Raw genomic sequence first — 20,979 nt, forward strand, 5'->3', positions numbered from 1 at the left:
GCGTGAAGTTGTGCGCCACTGGAAGGGCTCTCGCCCCCACCCCCGGCAGCGAAGCCGGTGGCCCGAGGAGTACACGTGACCAGCACTGAGGCACCTAAATCAGGAGCCAAGGACGCCCAGCCCGATCATCTCGGGCACGTCATCTTCATCACGGCGGCAGCCGCGATGGGTGGTTTCCTGTTCGGCTACGACAGTTCCGTGATCAACGGTGCGACCGTCGCCATCCAGCACAAGTTCGACGTGAACGCCGACGTGCTCGGCTGGATCATCGCGTCCGCGCTGCTCGGCTGCGCCGTCGGCGCGGCCGTCGCGGGGCGGCTCGCGGACCGCATCGGCCGTATCCGCTGTATGCAGATCGCCGCGGGCCTCTTCGCGATCAGCGCCGTCGGCTCCTCCCTGCCGTTCGCGGCCTGGGATCTGACGATGTGGCGCGTCATCGGCGGCATCGGCATCGGTATGGCCTCCGTCATCGGCCCGGCCTACATCGCCGAGGTGGCCCCGCCCGCGTACCGCGGCCGGCTCGCCTCGTTCCAGCAGGCCGCCATCGTCATCGGCATCGCGATCTCCCAGCTCGTCAACTGGGGCATCCTGAACATGGCCGACGGCGACCAGCGCGGCAAGGTCGGCGGCCTGGAAGCCTGGCAGTGGATGCTCGGCGTCATGGTCATCCCGGCCCTGCTCTACGGTCTGCTCTCCTTCGCGATCCCCGAGTCGCCGCGCTTCCTGATCTCCGTCGGACGCGAGGCCGAGGCCAAGAAGGTCCTGGCCGAGGTCGAGGGCGAAGGGATCGACCTCGACGCGCGTGCCGCGCAGATCGAGGCCGGTATGCGCAGCGAGCACAAGTCGACCTTCAAGGACCTGCTCGGCGGCAAGTTCGGCTTCCTGCCGATCGTCTGGATCGGCATCTTCCTGTCGATCTTCCAGCAGCTCGTCGGCATCAACGTGATCTTCTACTACTCGAACCAGCTGTGGCAGTCCATCGGCAAGGACCCCTCCAGCTCGTTCCTGTACTCGTTCGAGACGTCGATCGTGAACATCATCGGTACGGTCATCGCGATGGTCTTCGTCGACCGCATCGGCCGCAAGCCGCTCGCGATCATCGGCTCCACCGGTATGGCGATCGCCCTGTTCACCTGTGCCTGGGCCTTCTCGTACCGGACCGGCTCCGGCGACAACGTCTCGCTGCCGAACGCGCAGGGTCTGACCGCGATCATCGCGGCCAACGCCTTCGTCCTCTTCTTCGCCCTCTCCTGGGGCGTGGTGGTCTGGGTGCTGCTCGGCGAGATCTTCCCGAACCGGCTCCGCGCCGCGGCGCTCGGTGTGGCGGCCTCGGCCCAGTGGCTGGCCAACTTCGCCATCACCAAGACCTTCCCGAGCATGTCGGAGTGGAGCCTGACCGGCTCGTACATCATCTACGGCGCCTTCGCCGCGATCTCCATCCCGTTCGTGATGAAGTTCGTGAAGGAGACCAAGGGCAAGGCCCTGGAGGAGATGGGCTGACACCGGCCCGCTCCCCGCGAGACCCGGGGAGATGGGTCAAGTCCCCGCTGCCATCTCCCCGTTCGCGTCACTGCCCCGGCTCGTCGACCTGTGACAGGTCCTTGAGCCGGGGCAGTACGTTTTCGCAGAACAGGTGCAGGCTGCGCCAGCCCTCGTCGACCGGCATGCCGCCCGACAGCGGATGCAGTACGTAGCTGTCGAGGCCCTGCGCCAGGCACTCGTCGGGCGTGAGGATGCGGTAGACGCCCTCGGTGCGCAGCTCGTCGACCGTCGTCGCCGCCGACTTCACCGCCGACCGGATGTCCGTGGACTGCCAGGACGCATACGTCCGCGCCTCGTGCAGGAAGTGCGCGCCGTGCTCGGCCCAGGTGCGGTCCGGGTCCTCGGACACGTGCAGCAGGGGCGTGGTCTTCGCGGGCATCATGGTCCAGCCCTCGGTGCCGTACTCGGCGAGCCGTTCCTTGTAGTACGCGTCGAGGTCCGGCAGATGCGCGCTGGGGAAGAAGGGCAGGCCGAGCCGGGCCGCCCGGCGCGCGGCCGCCTGCGAGGAGCCGCCGACCAGGAGCAGCGGGTGCGGCTGCGTGAGCGGGCGCGGGGTGACGCGGACCCGGCGCCCGCGGAAGCTGAACTCCTCGCCCGTCCAGGCCTTCAGCAACGTGTCGAGCAGCTCGTCCTGGAGCTTGCCGCGCCGCTTCCACTCCACGTCGAACTGCGCGTACTCCTCGGGCCGGTACCCGATCCCGGCCACGGTCACCAGCCGGCCGCCGCTCAGCAGATCCAGTACGGCGATGTCCTCGGCGAGGCGCAGGGGGTCGTGCAGCGGCCCGATGATCGCGGAGACGGTGACCGCGATGCGACGCGTGGCGCCGAAGACAGCGCCCGCGAAGGTGAACGCGGAGGGCAGCCAGTTGTTCGCGGCGCCGTGATGCTCCTCGGTCTGCACCGTGTCGACGCCCCGGTCGTCGGCGTACGCCGCCATCTCGACCGCCGCTTTGTAGCGGACGCTCAGCGATTCGGGGGTACCGGCGGGGTCGACCAGATTGAACCGTACGACGGAGACGGGCATGAAAAAGTCCCCCTTCACGCGGGCTCGGGCTCGGGTGAAGGGGGACGGTAGCTGACGGAGCGTCAGACGGCCAGGGTCGCGGGCTCCTTGCTCTCGTCCGGGGCCGTGGTGGTGTCCGCGGGCTTCGGCAGCGCCAGGTACAGCAGTCCGGAGACCACGATGGTGACGACCCAGCCGAGGCCGTACTCGCCGATGAAGTTGTTCGAGGCGAGCGGTCCCGTGAACCAGTCCGACGTGGTGAACAGCAGGCCCGCGCCGAGGCCGACGGCCCAGGAGGCGACCGCCGCCGGGGCGAAGCCGCCCTTGTACCAGTACGCGCTGGCGCGGGTCGTGTCGACGAGGGCGGCGGCGTCGTAGTGCTTGCGTGTGAACATGTCCGCGCCGAAGACGCCGACCCAGGCCGAGAAGGCGACGGCGAGGAGCGAGAGGAAGGCGATGAACGAGCCCATGAAGCTCGTCGCGACCAGCATCAGGATGCCGCCGAAGACCAGCGAGATCACCGCGTTGACCGAGACGGCCCAGTGGCGCGGGACCTTGAAGCCGAGTGTCTGCGCGGTGAAGCCGGCCGAATACATCGACATGGCGTTGATCAGCAACATGCCGACCAGGGCGATCAGCAGGTACGGCACCGCGATCCACATCGGCAGGATCTCGCCGAGGAAGGAGACCGGGTCGGCGGCCGAGGCCAGGTCGGGCGTGGAGACCGCCATGACGGCGCCCATCAGGACCATCGGCAGGACGACGATGCCGGCGCCGCCGATCGAGTTGCGGACGATCGCCTTGGAGGAGGCGGTGCGCGGCAGATAGCGCGTGAAGTCGGGGGAGGCCGGGATCCAGCTGACGCCACCGGCGGCGATCAGGCCGATGCCGGCGACCATCAGAGAGGTCTGGCCCGCGGGCCGGCCGAAGACCTCCGACCAGTCGGTGTCGACGATCAGGAAGATCAGCACCAGTGCCGTGAAGAGACCGAAGAGGTAGGTCGCGTACTTGTTGCACTTCTGCACGGCGTTGATGCCGAGGCCCGAGATGGCGAAGGTGGCGACCACGAAGAGCAGCAGCGTGACGATCACCAGGACGTCGTTCTGCTCGATGCCGAACAGGATGTCCAGGACGGTGAGCACGGCGTACGCACCCGTCACCGCGTTGATCGTCTCCCAGCCCCAGCGCGCCACCCAGATCAGCGAACCGGGCAGCAGGTTGCCGCGCTGACCGAAGACCGCACGGGACAGGGCCATGCCGGGAGCGCCGCCCCTCTTGCCCGCGATGCCGATCAGGCCGACGAGGCCGTACGACACGACGGGCGCCGCGACCGCGACGACGACGGCCTGCCAGAAGTTGAGCTTGTACGCCACGACCAGGCTCGCGCCCATCGTGAGCAGCAGCACGCTGATGTTGGCGGCGACCCACGTCGGGAACAGCTCGCGGGTCTTGGCGGTGCGCTCGGCACCGGGGACGGGCTCGATGCCGCGCGTCTCCAGGGCGCCTTCGGATTCGGCGGTCTTGCTCATGCGGTGGGTTCCGTGCCTCTGTGGGGTGGGGCGGGGATGCGGTGGACTCTACGCGCGTTGATGCACCCTCTTCCATCGTACTTTAGTCCGAGTAATGCCCTCCGTACGCGTTTGTCCTTTGGAGGAACTTACGAGAACAGCCCCGGCGGAGCCCCATGGCTGATACTGGACGAGTTATGGAAATCGTCATCCTTGCTGTAGTCATCGCCGTGGTCGTGATCGGCGCGCTCGGCGGGCTCGTGGTCGGCAGTCGCAAGAAGAAGCAGCTGCCGCCCGCGCCGCCCTCGGCGCCCGACATCACCGCCGCCCCGCCCACTGAGCCGCACGTCGGCGACGAGGCCGAGACGCCGCGCGACGAAGCGCGGCGCACGATCGAGGAGGTCGACCTCCCGGTCGCCGAGCCGGTCACCGAGGAGGTCACCGAAGCGGAGCCGCCGGCCCCGGCCGCTCCCGAGATCGAGGTCCCGGAGCCGACCGCGGGCCGCCTGGTGCGGCTGCGCACCCGGCTCTCCCGCTCGCAGAACGCGCTCGGCAAGGGGCTGCTCACGCTCCTGTCCCGTGAGCACCTCGACGAGGACACCTGGGAGGAGATCGAGGACACGCTGCTCACCGCCGACGTCGGCGTGCAGCCCACCCAGGAGCTCGTCGAGCGGCTGCGCGCGCGGGTGAAGGTGCTCGGCACGCGCTCCCCGGAGGAACTGCGCGCGCTGCTGCGCGAGGAGCTCCTTGCGCTGCTCGTCCCCGAGTTCGACCGCGTGGTGAAGACCGACTCGAACCTGGACACTCCGGGCATCGTGATGGTCGTCGGGGTCAACGGCACCGGCAAGACCACCACGACCGGCAAGCTCGCGCGCGTGCTCGTCGCCGACGGCAAGAACGTTTTGCTCGGTGCCGCCGACACCTTCCGTGCCGCCGCCGCCGATCAGCTGCAGACGTGGGGCGAGCGGGTCGGCGCGCGTACGGTGCGCGGGCCCGAGGGCGGCGACCCGGCGTCCATCGCCTTCGATGCCGTGAAGGAAGGCATCGCGGTGGGCGCCGACGTCGTGCTCATCGACACCGCCGGCCGGCTGCACACCAAGACCGGCCTGATGGACGAGCTCGGCAAGGTCAAGCGCGTCGTGGAGAAGCACGCGCCGGTCGACGAGGTGCTCCTGGTGCTCGACGCCACGACGGGGCAGAACGGGCTCGTACAGGCCCGGGTGTTCGCCGAGGTCGTCGACATCACCGGCATCGTGCTGACCAAGCTGGACGGTACGGCCAAGGGTGGCATCGTCGTGGCCGTGCAGCGCGAGCTGGGCGTGCCGGTGAAACTGGTCGGTCTCGGTGAGGGGGCGGACGATCTGGCGCCGTTCGAGCCCGAGGCGTTCGTGGACGCGCTGATCGGGGAGTAGTCGGTTCAGGGCCTTCGGCAGAGGGGCGGGGAGTCGCGGGCCGGGATCGGACCGCGACTCCCCGCCCCTCAACTTATGCGCAGGGCGAGCGATGGGCGACGTATGCCAACGTCCCCAACAGCAGCCGCGCCTGCGGCGGCTGCGTCGCCGTGTCCAGGGACGGAGCCCGCAACCAGGTCGCCGGGCCCAGGCCCGCGCGGTCGGAGGGCGGGGCCGTGATGTACGTGCCCGGACCGAGCGCGTGCAGGTCGAGGCTCGCGTCGTCCCAGCCCGTGCGGTAGAGCAGGGTCGGGAGGTGGGCGGCGGCTCCCGGCGCCACGAAGAAGTGGGCGCGGCCCTCGGGGGTGGCGATCACCGGGCCGAGCGGCAGGCCCATGCGCTCCAGGCGGATCAGGGCGCGACGGCCCGCCGGTTCCGGGACGTCGATGATGTCGAAGGCGCGGCCCACGGGAAGCAGGATCGAGGCGCCGGGGAACTGCCCCCAGGACTTGGTCACTTCGCCGAGCGTGGCCCCGGCCGGCACCACCGCCGCCGGGTCGAGCGGATGAGCGCCTGGCGCCGGGCAGTTCGTCCTGCCGCAGGAGCAGTCCGGCCCCGCGGCGCGCGCGCCGGGCACCACGTCCCAGCCCCACAGCCCGGTGAACTCCGCCACCGTCGTGCACTCCGAAGCGCGGCCGGATGTGCGGCCGCGGCGACGTGAGCCGGAACGCATCTCGCGAATGCCGCCGATCGTGAAGCCCATGCCCCCTCCAACGGGTCCTGCGCGCCGGTGGTTACGAGACGGAATCGGATCGTGACCCAGTGTGCGCGCCGCGTGGTCAGGGCGGCGCCGAGTCGCATCCGGGGTGGTGCGCCCGGTGGCACGCGCCCCGGCGCACACCGTTTCGCCTACTTCCGGCTGTCCTATGTCAAGTGAATCGTGCGGGGCCGCTTCTGAGTTCATTCGAAGGGGTGGCGAATGGTGGCGTTTCCCGGTTCGCCCTCGCCGGACGGGTGATCGTAGGATTACTTTCGGTACACGAACCCTGAGGGTGCGTGCAGCCGCGGGTATGCCGCAGGCAACTCGGTTTCCTGTTCGAGGAGTGACAAGTGCCGGACGGGGCGCCGTAGTTGACGGCATCCTGATAGGGCTTGCGGGCGAAGAGCGGCCGACAGGACTCGGCGTTGGGTGTCGTAGATGGCTTCAGGGATGGGGGCGTTCCAGTGGGCGGCAGCGGCGGAAGCGTGACGAACGCTGAGAAGCGCCCGAACGAACTGCTCGGCTCGTGGTTCGTGCGCAGCGGCTGGTCGAAAGGCGAGCTGGCGCGTCAAGTGAACCGGCGCGCACGGCAGTTGGGTGCGAACCACATTTCCACCGACACCTCGCGTGTGCGGCGCTGGCTCGACGGGGAGAACCCGCGCGAGCCGATCCCGCGCATCCTCAGCGAGTTGTTCTCCGAGCGGTTCGGCTGCGTGGTCGCCGTCGAGGACCTCGGACTGCGGGCCGCGCACCAGGCCCCCTCGGTGTCCGGCGTCGACCTGCCCTGGACGGGGCCCCAGACCGTCGCGCTCATCGGCGAGTTCTCGCGCAGCGACCTGATGCTGGCGCGCCGCGGCTTCCTCGGCAGCTCGCTCGCGCTCGCCGCCGGGCCCTCGCTCATCGAGCCGATGCAGCGCTGGCTGGTGCCGGGCCCCGGCGGCGCGTCCGCGTCCGCCTCCGATCCCGCCGCCCAGCGCCGGGGGAACCGGCTGTCCAGGCCGGAGCTGGACCTGCTCGAGTCCACCACCGTCATGTTCCGCCAGTGGGACGCCCAGTGCGGGGGCGGTCTGCGCCGCAAAGCGGTCGTGGGACAGCTGCACGAGGTCACCGACCTCCTCCAGGAGCCGCAGCCCGAGGAGACCACGAAGCGCCTGTTCAAGGTCGCGGCCGAACTCGCCGAGCTGGCCGGCTGGATGAGCTACGACGTGGGTCTGCAGCCCACCGCCCAGAAATACTTCGTGCTCGCCCTGCACGCCGCCAAGGAAGCGGGCGACAAGCCGCTGGGCTCGTACGTGCTGAGCAGCATGAGCCGGCAGATGATCCACCTCGGCCGCCCCGAGGACGCCCTGGAACTCGTGCACCTCGCCCAGTACGGCAGTCGCGACTGCGCCAGCCCGCGCACCCAGTCCATGCTGTATGCGATGGAGGCCCGCGCGTACGCGAACATGGGGCAGCCCGGCAAGTGCAAGCGGGCCGTGCGGATGGCCGAGGACACCTTCACCGACGCCGACGACTGGGACGACCCGGACCCCGACTGGATCCGCTTCTTCTCCGAGGCCGAGCTGCACGGGGAGAACAGCCACTCCTTCCGTGATCTCGCCTACGTCGCAGGGCGCAGCCCCACCTACGCGTCGATGGCCGAGCCGCTGATGCAGACGGCCGTCGAGCTGTTTGGCAAGGACATCGAGCACCAGCGTTCGTACGCACTGAACCTGATCGGCATGGCCACGGTGCACCTGCTCCAGAAGGAGCCCGAGCAGGCCACGGTCTTGGCGGACCAAGCGCTCGGGATCGCCAGGAAGGTGCGCTCCGAGCGGGTCAACACCCGTATCCGCAAGACCGTGGACACCGCCGTGCGGGACTTCGGGGACGTCGCCGAAGTCATCCAGCTGACCGACCAGTTGGCCGTCCAGCTGCCCGAGACCGCCGAAGCGGCGGTCTGACACCCCCATAAACGCCGGCCGCGGCCGACCGTCCCGCAACAGCCCGACTCGGCTCCCCCATGCCAGGTCATCGAGGACGGAAGACCGCGGCCGGTTCTTTCGTGTCTGCGTCCGGTTGCGTCACGATAACGATCGACACCGCCGCTCTCCGGCATTTCATGCACGCGTAACACCCACGACCTCTTCGTCACTGCGGCGAAACATCGAGGGGCGCCCGCGGAAACCGCGCTGCGCCAATCTTTTGGCGCATAAGCCACCCCTCATGACCGCATCAGGCTTCGCCCGCACGGGGCCGTACCAACGACGAGGAGACGCCGATGGCACCAGCCGCCATCACGCTCGCCGCAGAAGCGCCCAAGCTCTCTGCCGCGAACACAGGCTTCATGCTGATCTGTTCCGCCCTGGTGATGCTCATGACGCCGGGACTGGCCTTCTTCTACGGAGGCATGGTCCGCGTCAAGAGCACGTTGAACATGCTGATGATGAGCTTCATCAGCCTCGGGATCGTCACGATCCTGTGGGTGCTGTACGGCTTCTCTCTCGCGTTCGGCACCGACAAGGGGTCGCTGATCGGCTGGGACGGCGACTTCGTCGGTCTCAGCGGCGTCGGGCTGACCCAGCTCTGGGACGGCTACACCATCCCGATCTATGTCTTCGCCGTCTTCCAGTTGATGTTCGCCATCATCACGCCCGCCCTGATCAGCGGTGCCCTCGCGGACCGCGTGAAGTTCTCCGCGTGGGCCCTGTTCATCGCCCTGTGGGCCACGATCGTCTACTTCCCGGTCGCGCACTGGGTGTGGGGGACCGGCGGCTGGGCCTTCGACCTCGGCGTCATCGACTTCGCCGGCGGTACGGCCGTGCACATCAACGCCGGTGCCGCCGCACTCGGTGTGATCCTCGTCATCGGCAAGCGCGTCGGCTTCAAGAAGGACCCGATGCGGCCGCACTCGCTGCCGTGGACGATGCTCGGCGCCGGTCTGCTCTGGTTCGGCTGGTTCGGCTTCAACGCCGGTTCGTGGCTCGGCAACGACGACGGCGTGGGCGCGCTGATGTTCATCAACACCCAAGTCGCCACCGCCGCCGCCATGCTCGCCTGGCTCATCTACGAGAAGCTGCGCCACGGCGCGTTCACCTCGCTGGGCGCCGCCTCCGGTGCCGTCGCCGGTCTCGTCGCGATCACCCCCTCCGGTGGTGCCGTCTCGCCGCTCGGCGCGATCGCCGTCGGCGCCATCGCCGGTGTGCTGTGCGCCATGGCCGTGGGCCTCAAGTACAAGTTCGGCTACGACGACTCGCTCGACGTCGTCGGCGTCCACCTGGTCGGCGGCATCGCCGGCTCCCTGCTCATCGGCTTCTTCGCCACCGGCGGCGGCCAGTCCGACGCGACGGGCGTCTTCTACGGCGACCACTCCTTCTCCCAGCTGTGGAAGCAGTGCGCGGGCGTCGGCGGGGTCCTGGCCTACTCGCTCATCGCCTCCGCGATCCTCGCCTTCCTCATCGACAAGACGCTGGGCATGCGGGTCAGCGAGGACGACGAGGTCGCGGGCATCGACCAGGTCGAGCACGCCGAGACCGCGTACGACTTCAGCGGCGCGGGCGGCGGCTCCATCGCCCGTACGGCGGTGCCCGCCCCGGTCGCTCAGGACTCCAAGAAGGTGGACGCATGAAGCTCATCACCGCGGTCGTCAAGCCGCACCGGCTCGACGAGATCAAGGAGGCCCTGCAGGCCTTCGGCGTCCAGGGGCTGACGGTGACGGAGGCCAGTGGTTACGGCCGCCAGCGCGGCCACACCGAGGTCTACCGTGGCGCGGAGTACACCGTCGACCTGGTGCCCAAGATCCGTATCGAGGTACTGGTCGAGGACGACGACGCCGAGCAACTGATCGATGTCGTCGTGAAGGCGGCACGAACAGGCAAGATCGGGGACGGCAAGGTCTGGGCGGTCCCCGTCGAGACGGCCGTGCGGGTCCGGACCGGCGAACGCGGACCGGACGCGCTGTAACCGATTCGACGGACGGAACGGGAGTCGCTGGGTGACGAGTGTGAACGACGTAACGACCGAAGAAGCGGACGGCAAACCCAGCGGCTACGCGGCGGCCCGGCTGCGCCTCCTCCAAGGAGAGGCGCGGTCCGGGCCGCCGCGGCGTACAGCCCTCGCGGAGCTCACCGACGACTGGCTGACGGAACTCTTCGGCGCCGGAACGCCGGGCGGGGGCGTCTCGCTGGTCGCCGTCGGCGGCTACGGGCGCGGTGAACTCTCCCCGCGCAGCGACCTCGACCTGCTGCTCCTGCACGACGGTTCGGCCGACCCCGCCGCGGTCGCCGCGCTCGCCGACCGCATCTGGTACCCGGTCTGGGACCTCGGCCTCGCCCTCGACCACTCCGTGCGCACCCCCGTGGAAGCGCGCAAGACCGCGGGCGACGACCTCAAGGTGCAGCTGGGACTGCTCGACGCCCGGCACCTCGCGGGCGACCTGGGCCTCACCGCGGGACTGCGCACCGCCGTCCTCGCGGACTGGCGCAACCAGGCACCCAAGCGCCTGCCCGAACTGCGCGAGCTGTGCGAGGAACGGGCCGAGCGCCAGGGCGAACTGCAGTACCTTCTCGAACCCGACCTGAAGGAGGCGCGGGGCGGCCTTCGGGACGCGACCGCGCTGCGGGCAGTCGCCGCCTCGTGGCTGGCCGACGCGCCGCGCGAAGGCCTCGCCGACGCCCGCCGCCGCCTGCTTGACGTACGCGACGCGCTGCATCTGGCGACGGGCCGCGCCACCGACCGGCTCGCCCTCCAGGAACAGGACCAGGTCGCCGCCGAGCTGGGCCTGCTGGACGCCGACACACTGCTGCGGCAGGTGTACGAGGCGGCCCGCACGGTGTCGTACGCGAGCGACGTGACCTGGCGCGAGGTCGGCCGCGTGCTCAAGTCCCGCTCGGTACGTCCCCGCTTGCGGGCCATGCTGGGCGGCAAGTCCGCACCTGTGGAGCGCTCGCCGCTCGCCGAGGGTGTCGTCGAGATGGACGGCGAGGTCGTGCTCGCGCGGGCGGCCCGCCCCGAGCGGGACCCGGTGCTCCCGCTGCGAGCGGCCGCCGCCGCGGCGCAGGCCGGCCTCCCGCTGTCGCTGCACGCGGTGCGGCGGATGGCCGCGGCCGCCCGCCCGCTCCCCACGCCCTGGCCCGCCGAGGCACGCGAGCAGCTCGTCACGCTGCTCGGCGCCGGCCGGACGACCGTCGAGGTGTGGGAGGCGCTGGAGGCCGAGGGGCTGATCACGCGCCTGCTGCCCGACTGGGAGCGGGTCCGCTGCCGCCCGCAGCGCAACGCCGTGCACACCTGGACCGTCGACCGGCACCTCGTCGAGACCGCCGTGCGCGCCTCGGAGCTGACGCGCCGCGTCGGGCGGCCCGACCTGCTGCTCGTCGCGGCGCTGCTGCACGACATCGGCAAGGGCTGGCCCGGCGACCACTCGGTCGCGGGCGAGGTCATCGCGCGGGACGTAGCGGCCCGGATCGGTTTCGACCGGGCCGATGTCGCGGTGCTCGCCTCCCTGGTCCGTCACCACCTGCTGCTCATCGAGACCGCCACCCGGCGCGATCTGGAGGACCCGGCGACCGTACGAGCCGTCGCGGACGCGGTCGGCTCGCAGGGGACGCTGGAGCTGCTGCACGCGCTGACGGAGGCGGACGCCCTGGCCACGGGCCCCGCCGCGTGGTCGTCGTGGCGCGGGTCGCTCGTGACCGACCTGGTCAAGCGGGTTTCCGCGGTGCTCGCCGGGGACGCGCCCCTCGACCCCGACGCTCCCGACGCCGTGGAACCCACCGCCGAACAGGAGCGGCTCGCGGTCGAGGCGTTCCGTACGGGCGGCCCCGTGCTCTCGCTGCGCGCGCAGACAGAGGCGGTGCCCTCTTCCGAGGAGGACACTTCGGAGCACGCCTCCGAGGCGATCGGGCCGGAGCCGCAGGGCGTCGAGCTGCTGATCGCCGTGCCGGACCAGTCGGGAGTGCTCCCGGCGGTGGCCGGCGTGCTCGCGATGCACCGGCTGACCGTGCGCACGGCGGAACTGCGGTCCCTGTCGCTGCCCGACGAATGGGGCCAGCGGCCGCGGAAGGACGAGGGCGGACGCCCGGAGGGCCGATCGGTCCTGCTGCTGAACTGGCGGGTCGCCGCCGAGTACGGCTCCCTGCCGCAGGCCGCCCGGCTCCGGGCCGATCTCGTACGCGCCCTCGACGGCTCGCTCGACATCGCGGCGCGGCTCGCCGAGCGGGACGCGGCGTACCCGCGCCGGCGCGGCGCGGTGGCGCCACCGCCCCGGGTCACCGTGGCGTCGGCCGGCTCCCGGCTCGCGACCGTCATCGAGGTACGGGCCCAGGACGCACCGGGGCTGCTGCACCGGATCGGGCGGGCGCTGGAGGTCTCCGACGTGCGGGTGCGCTCCGCGCACGTCTCCACGCTGGGCGCCAACGCCGTGGACGCCTTCTACGTCACCGGGCCCGATGAGGCGCCGCTGCCGTCGCAGGAGGCGGTGTCGGTGGCGCGGTCGCTGGAGAAGGCACTGCAAACAAGCACCGCCGGGGGCTGAGAAGTGGGGGTCGCGGCGGGCCGTCACGGCCTCTGGGCGAAGCCGGCCGAGGGGTGGCCTGCGGGTGCGGGAGGCACGTGGCCGGGCGCCTGGTTCCCCCTGCTCCTGACGGGGCGCTGACCCAATCCGTCGCGACCGATACCCTGGAAGGCCACCCGTCCGTAGAGCCACCCGACCCGAGGATTCGCGACCGCCGTGTTCGACACTCTTTCCGATCGCCTCGCAGCGACATTCAAGAATCTCCGCGGCAAGGGTCGCCTCAGCGAGGCGGACATCGACGCCACGGCGCGCGAGATCCGGATCGCCCTGCTGGAAGCCGACGTGGCCCTGCCGGTCGTCCGCGCCTTCATCAAGCAGGTCAAGGAACGCGCTGCCGGTGCCGAGGTCTCCCAGGCGCTGAACCCGGCACAGCAAGTCATCAAGATCGTCAATGAGGAGCTCGTCGGCATCCTCGGTGGCGAGACCCGACGCCTGCGCTTCGCCAAGACCGCGCCCACCGTGATCATGCTCGCGGGTCTGCAGGGTGCCGGTAAGACGACCCTCGCGGGCAAGCTCGGCCACTGGCTCAAGTCCCAGGGCCACTCGCCGCTGCTCGTCGCCTGTGACCTGCAGCGCCCGAACGCCGTGAACCAGCTCAGCGTCGTCGCCGAGCGGGCCGGCGTCGGCATCTACGCCCCCGAGCCGGGCAATGGTGTGGGCGACCCGGTCAAGGTCGCCAAGGACTCCATCGAGTTCGCGAAGTCGAAGGTCTTCGACGTCGTCATCGTCGACACCGCCGGCCGCCTGGGTATCGACCAGGAACTGATGCAGCAGGCCGCGGACATCCGCGACGCGGTATCGCCGGACGAGGTCCTGTTCGTCGTCGACGCGATGATCGGTCAGGACGCGGTCAACACGGCCGAGGCGTTCCGCGACGGTGTCGGCTTCGACGGTGTCGTGCTGTCGAAGCTCGACGGTGACGCGCGCGGTGGTGCGGCGCTCTCGATCGCCCACGTCACCGGCCGCCAGATCATGTTCGCTTCGAACGGCGAGAAGCTGGACGACTTCGACGCGTTCCACCCGGACCGCATGGCGTCCCGCATTCTCGGCATGGGCGACATGCTCACGCTGATCGAGAAGGCCGAGCAGACCTTCTCGCAGCAAGAGGCCGAGAAGATGGCCTCGAAGCTGGCCTCCAAGAAGGGCCAGGACTTCACGCTCGACGACTTCCTGGCGCAGATGGAGCAGGTCAGGAAGATGGGCTCCATCTCCAAGCTGCTCGGCATGCTGCCGGGGATGGCCCAGATGAAGGACCAGATCGCCAACCTCGACGAGCGTGACGTCGACCGCACTGCGGCCATCATCAAGTCGATGACCCCGGCCGAGCGCGCCGACGCAGCGATCATCAACGGCTCGCGTCGCGCCCGTATCGCCAAGGGTTCCGGTGTCGAGGTCAGCGCGGTCAAGAATTTGGTCGAGCGGTTCTTCGAGGCCCGCAAGATGATGTCCCGCATGGCCCAGGGCGGCGGCATGCCCGGGATGCCGGGCATGCCCGGCATGGGTGGCGGCGCCGGCCGGCAGAAGAAGCAGGCGAAGAAGGCCAAGGGCAAGCAGCGCTCCGGCAACCCGATGAAGCGCAAGCAGCAGGAGCAGGAGGAGGCCGCCCGGCGTGCGGCCGCCGCTGAGGCCGGCGGCGCGCTGGGGCTGCCCGGCGCCGACCAGCAGGGCGGCAAGGACTTCGAACTCCCCGACGAGTTCAAGAAGTTCATGGGCTGACGTCATGGGTCGGTGACCTTTCCGTAGACGGAGGGGAGAGGGGCGCTCGCTGCTGCGGGCGCCCCTCACTCCTTGTACGGAGGTCTGTACGGAGGTGGTCAGGCGGCCCGTGTGGCGGCCCCGCGTATCTCCGTGCCACTGGCCAGGCCCGCCGGGTCGAGGCCGAGCGCCGCCGCTGCCGTGGCGCCCACGTCGGCCAGACTCGTCGCGTCCGGCAGGAGCTCCGGGCCCGGCGCTTCGGGGCGGTGGATCAGTACCGGCACGTACTCGCGCGTGTGGAAGGCGTGGCCGATCGTCGGGTCGTTGCCGTGGTCGCCCGTGACGATCAGCCGGTCGCCGGGCTCCGACAGCAGGGACAGCAGTGCCGCGAGGCCCGCGTCGACCTGCTCCAGGATCCGTCCGTAGCGCTCGACGTCCTGCTGGTGCCCGGCGAGGTCCGACTCCTGCACGTTCGCCACGACCAGCGCGTCCCCCTCGGCCCGCACCGCTTCCAGCGTGTGCGTGAGGACCTCGGCCGTGTCCACGGCGGGCCTGCGCACCGCCGCCTCGCAGGCCAGGATGTCCGCCGCCTTGCCGACGAGCGTCACCGGGATACCCGCCCGCGCCGCCAGATCCGGCAGCTGCCTGGTGTGGTCCAACTCGGCGCCCATGTGCTGCACTTGGAGCCCGCCGTTGCGGTAGAAGCCGCTCGCCGGAGTGTCCAGCCCCACCGTGTTGCCGTCGCCCGCGCGGACATACGTGCCCAGCGGGCTCTCCGCGTGGCCACCCACCGCGATGACCCGGGCGACCGGTGCGACGGCCCGCACCGTACGGGCGATGGCCAGGATGCCGGTGAAGCCGATGTCGTCGAGTCGGCCCGACGCGTTCCAGTTGATCCCCGGGTCCGCCTCCAGGTTGTCGTGCACGAGGACCGCGCCGTCGACGACCAACAAGGGCTTTCCGTCGAGCAGTTCGACCTGGTGGCCCGCGTCCGTGAGGACCTGGGTCACCTCGTCCAGGTGCTCCGCGAGCCGCGCCACTGTCACCCGGCTGAAGTCCGCGCCCATCATCGTCTGGTGCCCGGCGAACGTGTCAGCTCCCGGGTAGCCGAGCGCGGCCCGTCCCACCGCCACCGGCAGGTGCGTGCGCCGGGCCAGATCGGGGTGCGGGTGGACGAGCCCGAGGCCGAGCGCGCCGAGCACGGGCAGCCGGAGCGGTCTGCCGAACGCCTCCCGGCACCGGTCGAGCACGTGTCCACAGGTGTCCGCGGCCAGGTCGCCGGGGCGCAGCGCCCCCGCGTCCGCCATGGCGCCGACGCCGAATCCGTCCACCACCACGATCACGGTCTTGCTCATGAGGTGGCCTTCCCTTGTGCGTCGTACAGCCCGACGAGCCGGGGCGCCCCGGTCGAGAGGCCGGCCACCACCGCGACGGTCGAGCGCGTCACGAAGATCTGCGTACGGAACGCGAGCAGCGCGGTGTCGCCCGGCCGTACGTCCTCACCGGGCCCGGGAGCGTCGAGCAGCCGGTAGTAGTCGATGTTCTCCGGTGGCGCGGCCTGCACCGGCAGGCGCAGGCCGGTGCGGGGGAGCAGCGCCGACGTGATGTGGGAACGCGCGTAGAAGCCGCCCCCGAAGACCGCGGGCCGGCCGTCGGCGAGAGTGTGCGCCACCTCCGTGACGTACACGTAGGCGGGCTGCTCCGGCTGGCCGAGGTCTCGCGCGTGCAGCGGGGTGGTGCCGGTGAGGGAGTGGCCGGGCTCGCCGTGCGTGGCCCCGAGCTCGGCGAGCAGCGGGAGCGTCGCCATGGACGTGGCGCTGGGGGCGCTGAGCTTGAGGTCCTCGTGCCCGCGCGCGGCCAGTATTTGGCGCGCCTTGAGGGCGATCTCGAAGTTCGGCGTGGGTGCCGGCATACCGGTGGCCGGGTCGCACAGCACGCACGGGAACGCCGTGACACCCGCGATCCGCACCCCGGGAAGCCGCTCCACCTCCGCGGCGAACCCGTCTGTCCCCGCGAGCGGGACACCGCCCTCCTGCCCGGGATAGACGGACCCCTGCGCCCCTTCGAGGCGGATCAACACGTGTTGTACGAAGCCGAGTTCGCGCGCGGCGTCGGACACGGCCCGCGCGTTCGCCAGGTCGTACACAGTCACCGTCTCGGGACGCCACGCCAGCATCTCGGGCAGCGCGCGGTGCGGGATCTGGACCAGATGCCCGAGGTTGCCCGCCTGCGCGCCGGCCGCGTGCAGGGTGCGGGCCTCGGGTGGGTCGATGGCGGCGTACTTCGGGATGTGCCGGGCGATGGCCTTGATCAGCTCGGGGTTGCGCCCGAGCTGCTTGACGACGAACCAGAGGCCCAGGCCGAGCCGCTCTGCCTCCGCGGCGAGCAGGGCCGCGTTCCCCTCGATCGCGTCGAGGTCCATCACGTAGGTGTCCGGCGGGATCGCGCCGCGCCGATGGAGGTCGGCCGCCGCGTCGATCAGTGCGGGATTGCGGGTGAGCAGACTGTCGAGAAACACGGTCGGTCAGTCCTTGCTGAGTTCGTGGAGCGAGCGGCGCAGGATGTCGACGACCAGGTCGGCGCCCGCGCGCATCGGATTGATCCGGACCGTCCACTCGGCGAGTTCCGGGGCGTCGTCGAGGGCGGAGCTGGACATGCGGTAGAAGAGCGGCGCGATCTCGTACCGCGAGTTGGAGCCCACCGGGTAGGGCGCCGCACCGAATCTCGCTGCCACAGAGGGCAGTTCACGTGCGACGGGCCGGTCCAGCCGCACCAGCAGGCAGCGGTCCTGCGCGTTGGCGAGCCGCACCTCGGCGACGCCCGGCACCTCACCGGCCGCGAGGCGCTCGGCCACCTCGGCGCCGACCCTCGACTGCAGGGCCCACATCACCGGCACGTGCGTGAGCGCACGCAGCGCGTCGAGCGCCTGGTGGCCCTGAACCTGGCCGCCCCCCGAGTAGTTGTCCGCACGTACGTGCTCGACGAGGTCACGGGCGCCGACCACGACACCCACGCCCTCCGGGCCGTGCAGCTTGAACAGCGAGAAGCAGGAGGCGTCGGCGCCCAGTTCGACACCGGAGGCCGGGACCCGCAGCACCGCGTAGTTGTCGTCGACGATCGTGCGCACCCCGGCCGCGCGGCAGGCGGCCAGCACCTCGCCCGGGTCGTACGAGTCGGCGAGCCGCTGGCGCGTGTGCTGCACGTACGCCCAGCGGAACCGGCCGGAGCCGAGGGCGGTACGGAGCGCGTCGAGGTCGTTGAAGTCGACCTCGTGCGTCTGTACGCCGAGGCCGCGCAGGGTGACTCCGGTGGTGCGGTAGACGGGCGCGCGGTGGATGAGCAGCGGGTCGCCCGCGCTCACCGCCGCGTTCAGCGCGGCACGGATCGCACCCGTACCCGCGCCCTGGACGAACGCGGCGTCCTCGGCGCCGAAGAAGTCGGCGAGCACGGCTTCCACCTGGGCGGTGGTCCTCGGCCGGCCGAGACCGGGCACCACACCCGCGTCCGCGGTGAACAGCTCGGCACCTTCGAAGTGCGCGGCCGTGCACTCCAGAAGACGGAACTGGCGCCGCGCCGCCTCTTCGATGGGCACTGTGGCCAGCGGGTGGGTCATCGGCAGAGAAGGGGAGTTCGCGAGAGGCATGATCAGATCTCCTCCGTGCTCGCGCCGGTCAGGAAGCGCAGGGGATTGCGCCGCGTCATCAGGTCGATCAGGTCGTCGTCCACCCCGGCCGCTCGCAGCCGCGGCAGGAACGAGCGGAACAGATGCCCGTAGCCCTGGCCGCCCTCGGATACGAGGTATCCGTGCCGGGAGATGTCGCAGCTGAGCAGGGCCCGGTCGGCGTGGCCCGCCTCGATGAGACCGAGCAGCAGCCGCAGCCGGGTGTCGTCGCTCTGGTAGTTCTCCTTGCCGACCGTGTCGAACGCGACGTACGCACCGCTCGCCGCGAGTTCCTTGTGCACGGCCGGATCGTCCAGAAGATCCTGGTGACCGACGGAGACGCGGTGCGCGGGCAGCCCTTCCGCGGTGAGCAGCTCCAGCTGGGCGAGGCCGCCGCGCCCGAGCTGGGCGTGTGTGGCGACGGAGAGGCCCGTGGCGACGGCGGCCCGGGCGGCGGCACGCAGCGAACGGGTCTCGGGTTCGCTCGGCACATCACCGTGGCTGCCGACCTCGCCGAGGACGCCGGGCCGGACGCCGGTGGCGTCGAAGCCGTCCTCGATCTCGCGCACGAGGCTGCACGCGAGCTCCTCTACGCTCGCCGAGGTCAACTCCGGCGTATGGAACGGCTCGTAGTACCAGCCGGTGGCCGCGACGACCGCGACCCCCGACTCTCTCGCGATCGCGGCGAGTGCGCGGGGATCGCGCCCCATCCCGCGACAGGTCAGCTCCATGACGAGGGAGAGGTCGAACTCATCGCGCAGTGAGACGAGTTCGGAGGTCACCGCCGTGCTGTGCCGCTCCGCGTCGAGGATCGCGCCGCCGTCGCCCTTGAGGTCCAGGTCCAGGACGAGGTGCTCATGGGAGAGGACGGGGCCACGCACGGCTTCGTAGGAAAGGGGTCCCGTGACGGTGTGAAGGGTGGTGGTGTGCATGGTGGGCGTGTTCCTTTCCGGCGTCCTGACCCGGCCCTGGCTCGGCGTCCTGACTCGGGTTGGATGGTGCTGTCGGCCTCGGTCGGCGGCCCGTTCACTCCCACAACGGTTCGCGTTCCCCATGAGTTCCACGGAGAGTGACGAATTGGAGGGAGAATTTCACGGAGAGTGAAACGTTGGGGCGCTTGGCGACCGCGCCGCTCAGGTCTTGAGCGGGGTGAACAGGTTCAGCCAGTACAGGACATTGAGCAGGATGCCGCCGACGATCACGGCCGCGGGCGCCGCCGCCATCCGCACGACCGGCCGGCCCATCGCCTCGTTGAGCAGGTACAGCCCGCCCACGATGAGGATGCCGAGCCCGGCTCCCATCGCGTTCGCCGCCATCAACGAGCCGAACAGGATGGCCAGTTGCAGCGTGTCGGAGATCGCGCTGCGCAGGTGCTCCGAGGAGTCGCGCACACTCGGCAGCTTGCCGAGGACCTTGCCGATGTAGGACAGGGCGAGCACCTCGGCCGCGAAGACCAGGGCGCCGACCACGGCCGCGACGAACGGGTTCGGCATGAGGTAGCCGATGGGGTAGACGAGCGTGAAGCCCGCGATGCCGTACGCACCGGACGCCAGGGCCGTCGTCGCGATCAGCGGGATGAAGCCGAAGACGCGATAGAAGTCGACCTGGGCCGCCTCCCCGTACTGGCCCTTGGCGATCAGGAAGCTGGTCGCCTCGCCGCCGCCGAAGATGTGCATCTGGGCCAGCACGCAGACGCCCGCGCCGAGCACCATGAACAGCGGCAGGTACCTGCGCAGCCGGGCCGCGCTCGCGCTGAACAGGGAAGCCATCGGGTCGTCGGCGAGGGCGATCTCCTCGACCTCGTTCGCCCGGTCGGCCTTGCGCTGCTTGAGGTCCTTGGCGATCGCCAGGGAGATCAGCATCAGGACGCCGACCGCCATGGCGATGGCACCGGCGAAGACGTTCGGCCACAGCTTCATGGTCATGATGACCAGGGCCAGCTCGGCCACGCCCGCGATCCCGCCCCACTTGCGGCCGAACTGCTTGGTGATGGCGAGCACCGGGAACAGCGTGAACAGGAACAGGATCGGCGTCGACATCTGCTGCATCGCTGTCAGGAAGTCGACGGGCAGGTCGTGCGCGAGGTTGTTGGCGCCGTTCAGACCGAAGACGACGACCGCGCCCCAGGCCGCGCCCAGGATCGGCGCGAGCCACTTCTTGGGCGACAGGATGCCCAGGATGTCGGTCGGCAGGAACACCAGCCACGGGTTGAGGACACCCGTGGACAGGGCCATGGGCGCGCCCAGACCGAAGATGAACCCGGCGGAGAGACCGAAGGAGACCGCCGTGGTGGCGCTGCGGGTGGACCGCCCCTGGATGAAGTCGAGCATGAAGGGGCGCACGCCGTCGTTGAAGACGGCCAGGGCCATGTGCGAGATGAACGCGGTCAGCGCGCACAGGGCGATCACGGTGAGCTGTTGCGCGAGCGTGAAGTCGAGGTTCGCACCGGCGGCGAGGACGGTGCCCGTGGACGTGTGCATGGCGGTCTCCTGTGCGCCTACGAGCGAGCCGCGATCGCGCGCGCCATCAGCGGGGCGATCCGGTCGATCTGGTCCATGGAGAAGCCGAACACCTTCTTGCCGTCCGCCAGCAGGGCGTTGACCTCGTTCTCGGTCGGCACGCCGCGGCCGAAGGTGTGGCAGGCGGCCTGCCCCATCAGGCCGACGAGCACGCCGAGGGAGGCGCCGGCGCCGGTGTGACAGGTGCCCAGGAAGTAGTCGGCCTGCCCGGCACGCAGCTTCATCGCCGCGTCCATGTCGCTGGAGACCGTGATGTCGACGCCGTCGAGCCCCAGCTCCTTGACCGTGTTCGCCACTTCGACCTTGCCGACGCCGCCGGTGAGGATCTTCGTCATGGCTGGTTCCTTCTT

At 70.5% G+C, this 20,979-nt stretch carries 16 protein-coding genes; 7 read left to right on the top strand and 9 right to left on the bottom strand.

Annotation, left to right across the window (positions count from 1 at the left end; genetic code table 11):
• Positions 1-75: 75 nt before the first annotated feature.
• A complete protein-coding gene (locus AB0J02_RS27500) occupies positions 76-1,500 on the top strand; it encodes a sugar porter family MFS transporter (protein WP_363196451.1) in 1,425 nt (474 codons plus the stop codon).
• Positions 1,501-1,567: 67 nt separating this feature from the next.
• Here AB0J02_RS27500 and AB0J02_RS27505 read toward each other — a convergent pair whose 3' ends face one another.
• Entirely contained in the window at positions 1,568-2,566 is a 999-nt protein-coding gene (locus AB0J02_RS27505; RefSeq protein ID WP_363196452.1) for an LLM class flavin-dependent oxidoreductase, read from the bottom strand.
• A gap of 62 nt (positions 2,567-2,628) precedes the next feature.
• Entirely contained in the window at positions 2,629-4,074 is a 1,446-nt protein-coding gene (locus AB0J02_RS27510) for a cytosine permease (RefSeq protein WP_363196453.1), read from the bottom strand.
• A 176-nt stretch (positions 4,075-4,250) separates the two neighbouring features.
• Here AB0J02_RS27510 and ftsY point away from each other — a divergent pair, with 176 nt between their 5' ends.
• On the top strand, positions 4,251-5,465 hold the full coding sequence (ftsY, locus tag AB0J02_RS27515; RefSeq protein ID WP_363196454.1) for a signal recognition particle-docking protein FtsY: 1,215 nt from the start codon (positions 4,251-4,253) through the stop codon (positions 5,463-5,465).
• Between the two features lie 73 nt (positions 5,466-5,538).
• Here the strand turns inward: ftsY and AB0J02_RS27520 are convergent, their stop codons facing one another.
• A complete protein-coding gene (locus AB0J02_RS27520; RefSeq protein WP_363196455.1) occupies positions 5,539-6,207 on the bottom strand; it encodes a bifunctional DNA primase/polymerase in 669 nt (222 codons plus the stop codon).
• 461 nt (positions 6,208-6,668) lie between these two features.
• Here AB0J02_RS27520 and AB0J02_RS27525 point away from each other — a divergent pair, with 461 nt between their 5' ends.
• From AB0J02_RS27525 to ffh, 5 genes are all read left to right on the top strand, one after another.
• The gene (locus AB0J02_RS27525; protein WP_363196456.1) at positions 6,669-8,147 is read left to right on the top strand and encodes a hypothetical protein; all 1,479 of its coding nucleotides are present in this window, start codon (positions 6,669-6,671) and stop codon (positions 8,145-8,147) included.
• Positions 8,148-8,464: 317 nt separating this feature from the next.
• A complete protein-coding gene (locus AB0J02_RS27530) occupies positions 8,465-9,811 on the top strand; it encodes an ammonium transporter (protein ID WP_363196457.1) in 1,347 nt (448 codons plus the stop codon).
• Positions 9,808-10,146 carry a P-II family nitrogen regulator gene (locus AB0J02_RS27535; protein WP_116509391.1) on the top strand — a complete coding sequence of 113 codons (339 nt, stop codon included), beginning with the start codon at positions 9,808-9,810 and terminating at the stop codon, positions 10,144-10,146. Before AB0J02_RS27530 ends, AB0J02_RS27535 begins: the two co-directional genes overlap by 4 nt.
• A 31-nt stretch (positions 10,147-10,177) precedes the next feature.
• Positions 10,178-12,715 carry a [protein-PII] uridylyltransferase gene (locus AB0J02_RS27540; RefSeq protein ID WP_363196458.1) on the top strand — a complete coding sequence of 846 codons (2,538 nt, stop codon included), beginning with the start codon at positions 10,178-10,180 and terminating at the stop codon, positions 12,713-12,715.
• A 195-nt stretch (positions 12,716-12,910) separates the two neighbouring features.
• Positions 12,911-14,470: a signal recognition particle protein gene (gene ffh / locus AB0J02_RS27545; RefSeq protein WP_363196459.1), complete on the top strand. Its 1,560-nt coding sequence runs from the start codon at positions 12,911-12,913 to the stop codon at positions 14,468-14,470.
• A gap of 98 nt (positions 14,471-14,568) precedes the next feature.
• On the opposite strand, the gene AB0J02_RS27550 is transcribed toward ffh, so the two are convergent.
• The 6 genes from AB0J02_RS27550 to AB0J02_RS27575 all read right to left on the bottom strand — a co-directional run bounded on the left by AB0J02_RS27550 (position 14,569) and on the right by AB0J02_RS27575 (position 20,964).
• Positions 14,569-15,804: a phosphopentomutase gene (locus AB0J02_RS27550; protein ID WP_363196460.1), complete on the bottom strand. Its 1,236-nt coding sequence runs from the start codon at positions 15,802-15,804 to the stop codon at positions 14,569-14,571.
• The gene (locus tag AB0J02_RS27555; RefSeq protein ID WP_363196461.1) at positions 15,801-16,967 is read right to left on the bottom strand and encodes an alanine racemase; all 1,167 of its coding nucleotides are present in this window, start codon (positions 16,965-16,967) and stop codon (positions 15,801-15,803) included. The genes AB0J02_RS27550 and AB0J02_RS27555 overlap by 4 nt, the downstream gene beginning before the upstream one ends.
• A 6-nt stretch (positions 16,968-16,973) precedes the next feature.
• Positions 16,974-18,092, bottom strand: coding sequence for an aminotransferase class V-fold PLP-dependent enzyme (locus AB0J02_RS27560; protein WP_363196462.1), 1,119 nt, complete (start codon positions 18,090-18,092; stop codon positions 16,974-16,976).
• Between the two features lie 2 nt (positions 18,093-18,094).
• Positions 18,095-19,042 carry a phosphotriesterase gene (locus AB0J02_RS27565; RefSeq protein WP_363196463.1) on the bottom strand — a complete coding sequence of 316 codons (948 nt, stop codon included), beginning with the start codon at positions 19,040-19,042 and terminating at the stop codon, positions 18,095-18,097.
• Between the two features lie 201 nt (positions 19,043-19,243).
• Positions 19,244-20,590, bottom strand: coding sequence for a YhfT family protein (locus tag AB0J02_RS27570; RefSeq protein ID WP_363196464.1), 1,347 nt, complete (start codon positions 20,588-20,590; stop codon positions 19,244-19,246).
• Positions 20,591-20,607: 17 nt separating this feature from the next.
• Positions 20,608-20,964 carry a DUF2620 domain-containing protein gene (locus AB0J02_RS27575; protein WP_363196465.1) on the bottom strand — a complete coding sequence of 119 codons (357 nt, stop codon included), beginning with the start codon at positions 20,962-20,964 and terminating at the stop codon, positions 20,608-20,610.
• Positions 20,965-20,979 lie beyond the last annotated feature (15 nt).

It is taken from the genome of Streptomyces sp. NPDC050264 (assembly GCF_040655895.1).
Lineage (GTDB): Bacteria > Actinomycetota > Actinomycetes > Streptomycetales > Streptomycetaceae > Streptomyces.

Bases quoted from the DNA above. Each gene is read 5' to 3' on its own strand.
- AB0J02_RS27570 (WP_363196464.1), bottom strand. From the start codon at position 20,590: ATGCACACGTCCACGGGCACCGTCCTCGCCGCCGGTGCGAACCTCGAC.
- AB0J02_RS27560 (WP_363196462.1), bottom strand. From the start codon at position 18,092: ATGCCTCTCGCGAACTCCCCTTCTCTGCCGATGACCCACCCGCTGGCC.
- AB0J02_RS27520 (WP_363196455.1), bottom strand. From the start codon at position 6,207: ATGGGCTTCACGATCGGCGGCATTCGCGAGATGCGTTCCGGCTCACGT.
- AB0J02_RS27510 (WP_363196453.1), bottom strand. From the start codon at position 4,074: ATGAGCAAGACCGCCGAATCCGAAGGCGCCCTGGAGACGCGCGGCATC.
- AB0J02_RS27530 (WP_363196457.1), top strand. From the start codon at position 8,465: ATGGCACCAGCCGCCATCACGCTCGCCGCAGAAGCGCCCAAGCTCTCT.
- AB0J02_RS27575 (WP_363196465.1), bottom strand. From the start codon at position 20,964: ATGACGAAGATCCTCACCGGCGGCGTCGGCAAGGTCGAAGTGGCGAAC.
- ftsY (WP_363196454.1), top strand. From the start codon at position 4,251: ATGGAAATCGTCATCCTTGCTGTAGTCATCGCCGTGGTCGTGATCGGC.
- AB0J02_RS27565 (WP_363196463.1), bottom strand. From the start codon at position 19,042: ATGCACACCACCACCCTTCACACCGTCACGGGACCCCTTTCCTACGAA.
- AB0J02_RS27550 (WP_363196460.1), bottom strand. From the start codon at position 15,804: ATGAGCAAGACCGTGATCGTGGTGGTGGACGGATTCGGCGTCGGCGCC.
- AB0J02_RS27505 (WP_363196452.1), bottom strand. From the start codon at position 2,566: ATGCCCGTCTCCGTCGTACGGTTCAATCTGGTCGACCCCGCCGGTACC.
- AB0J02_RS27535 (WP_116509391.1), top strand. From the start codon at position 9,808: ATGAAGCTCATCACCGCGGTCGTCAAGCCGCACCGGCTCGACGAGATC.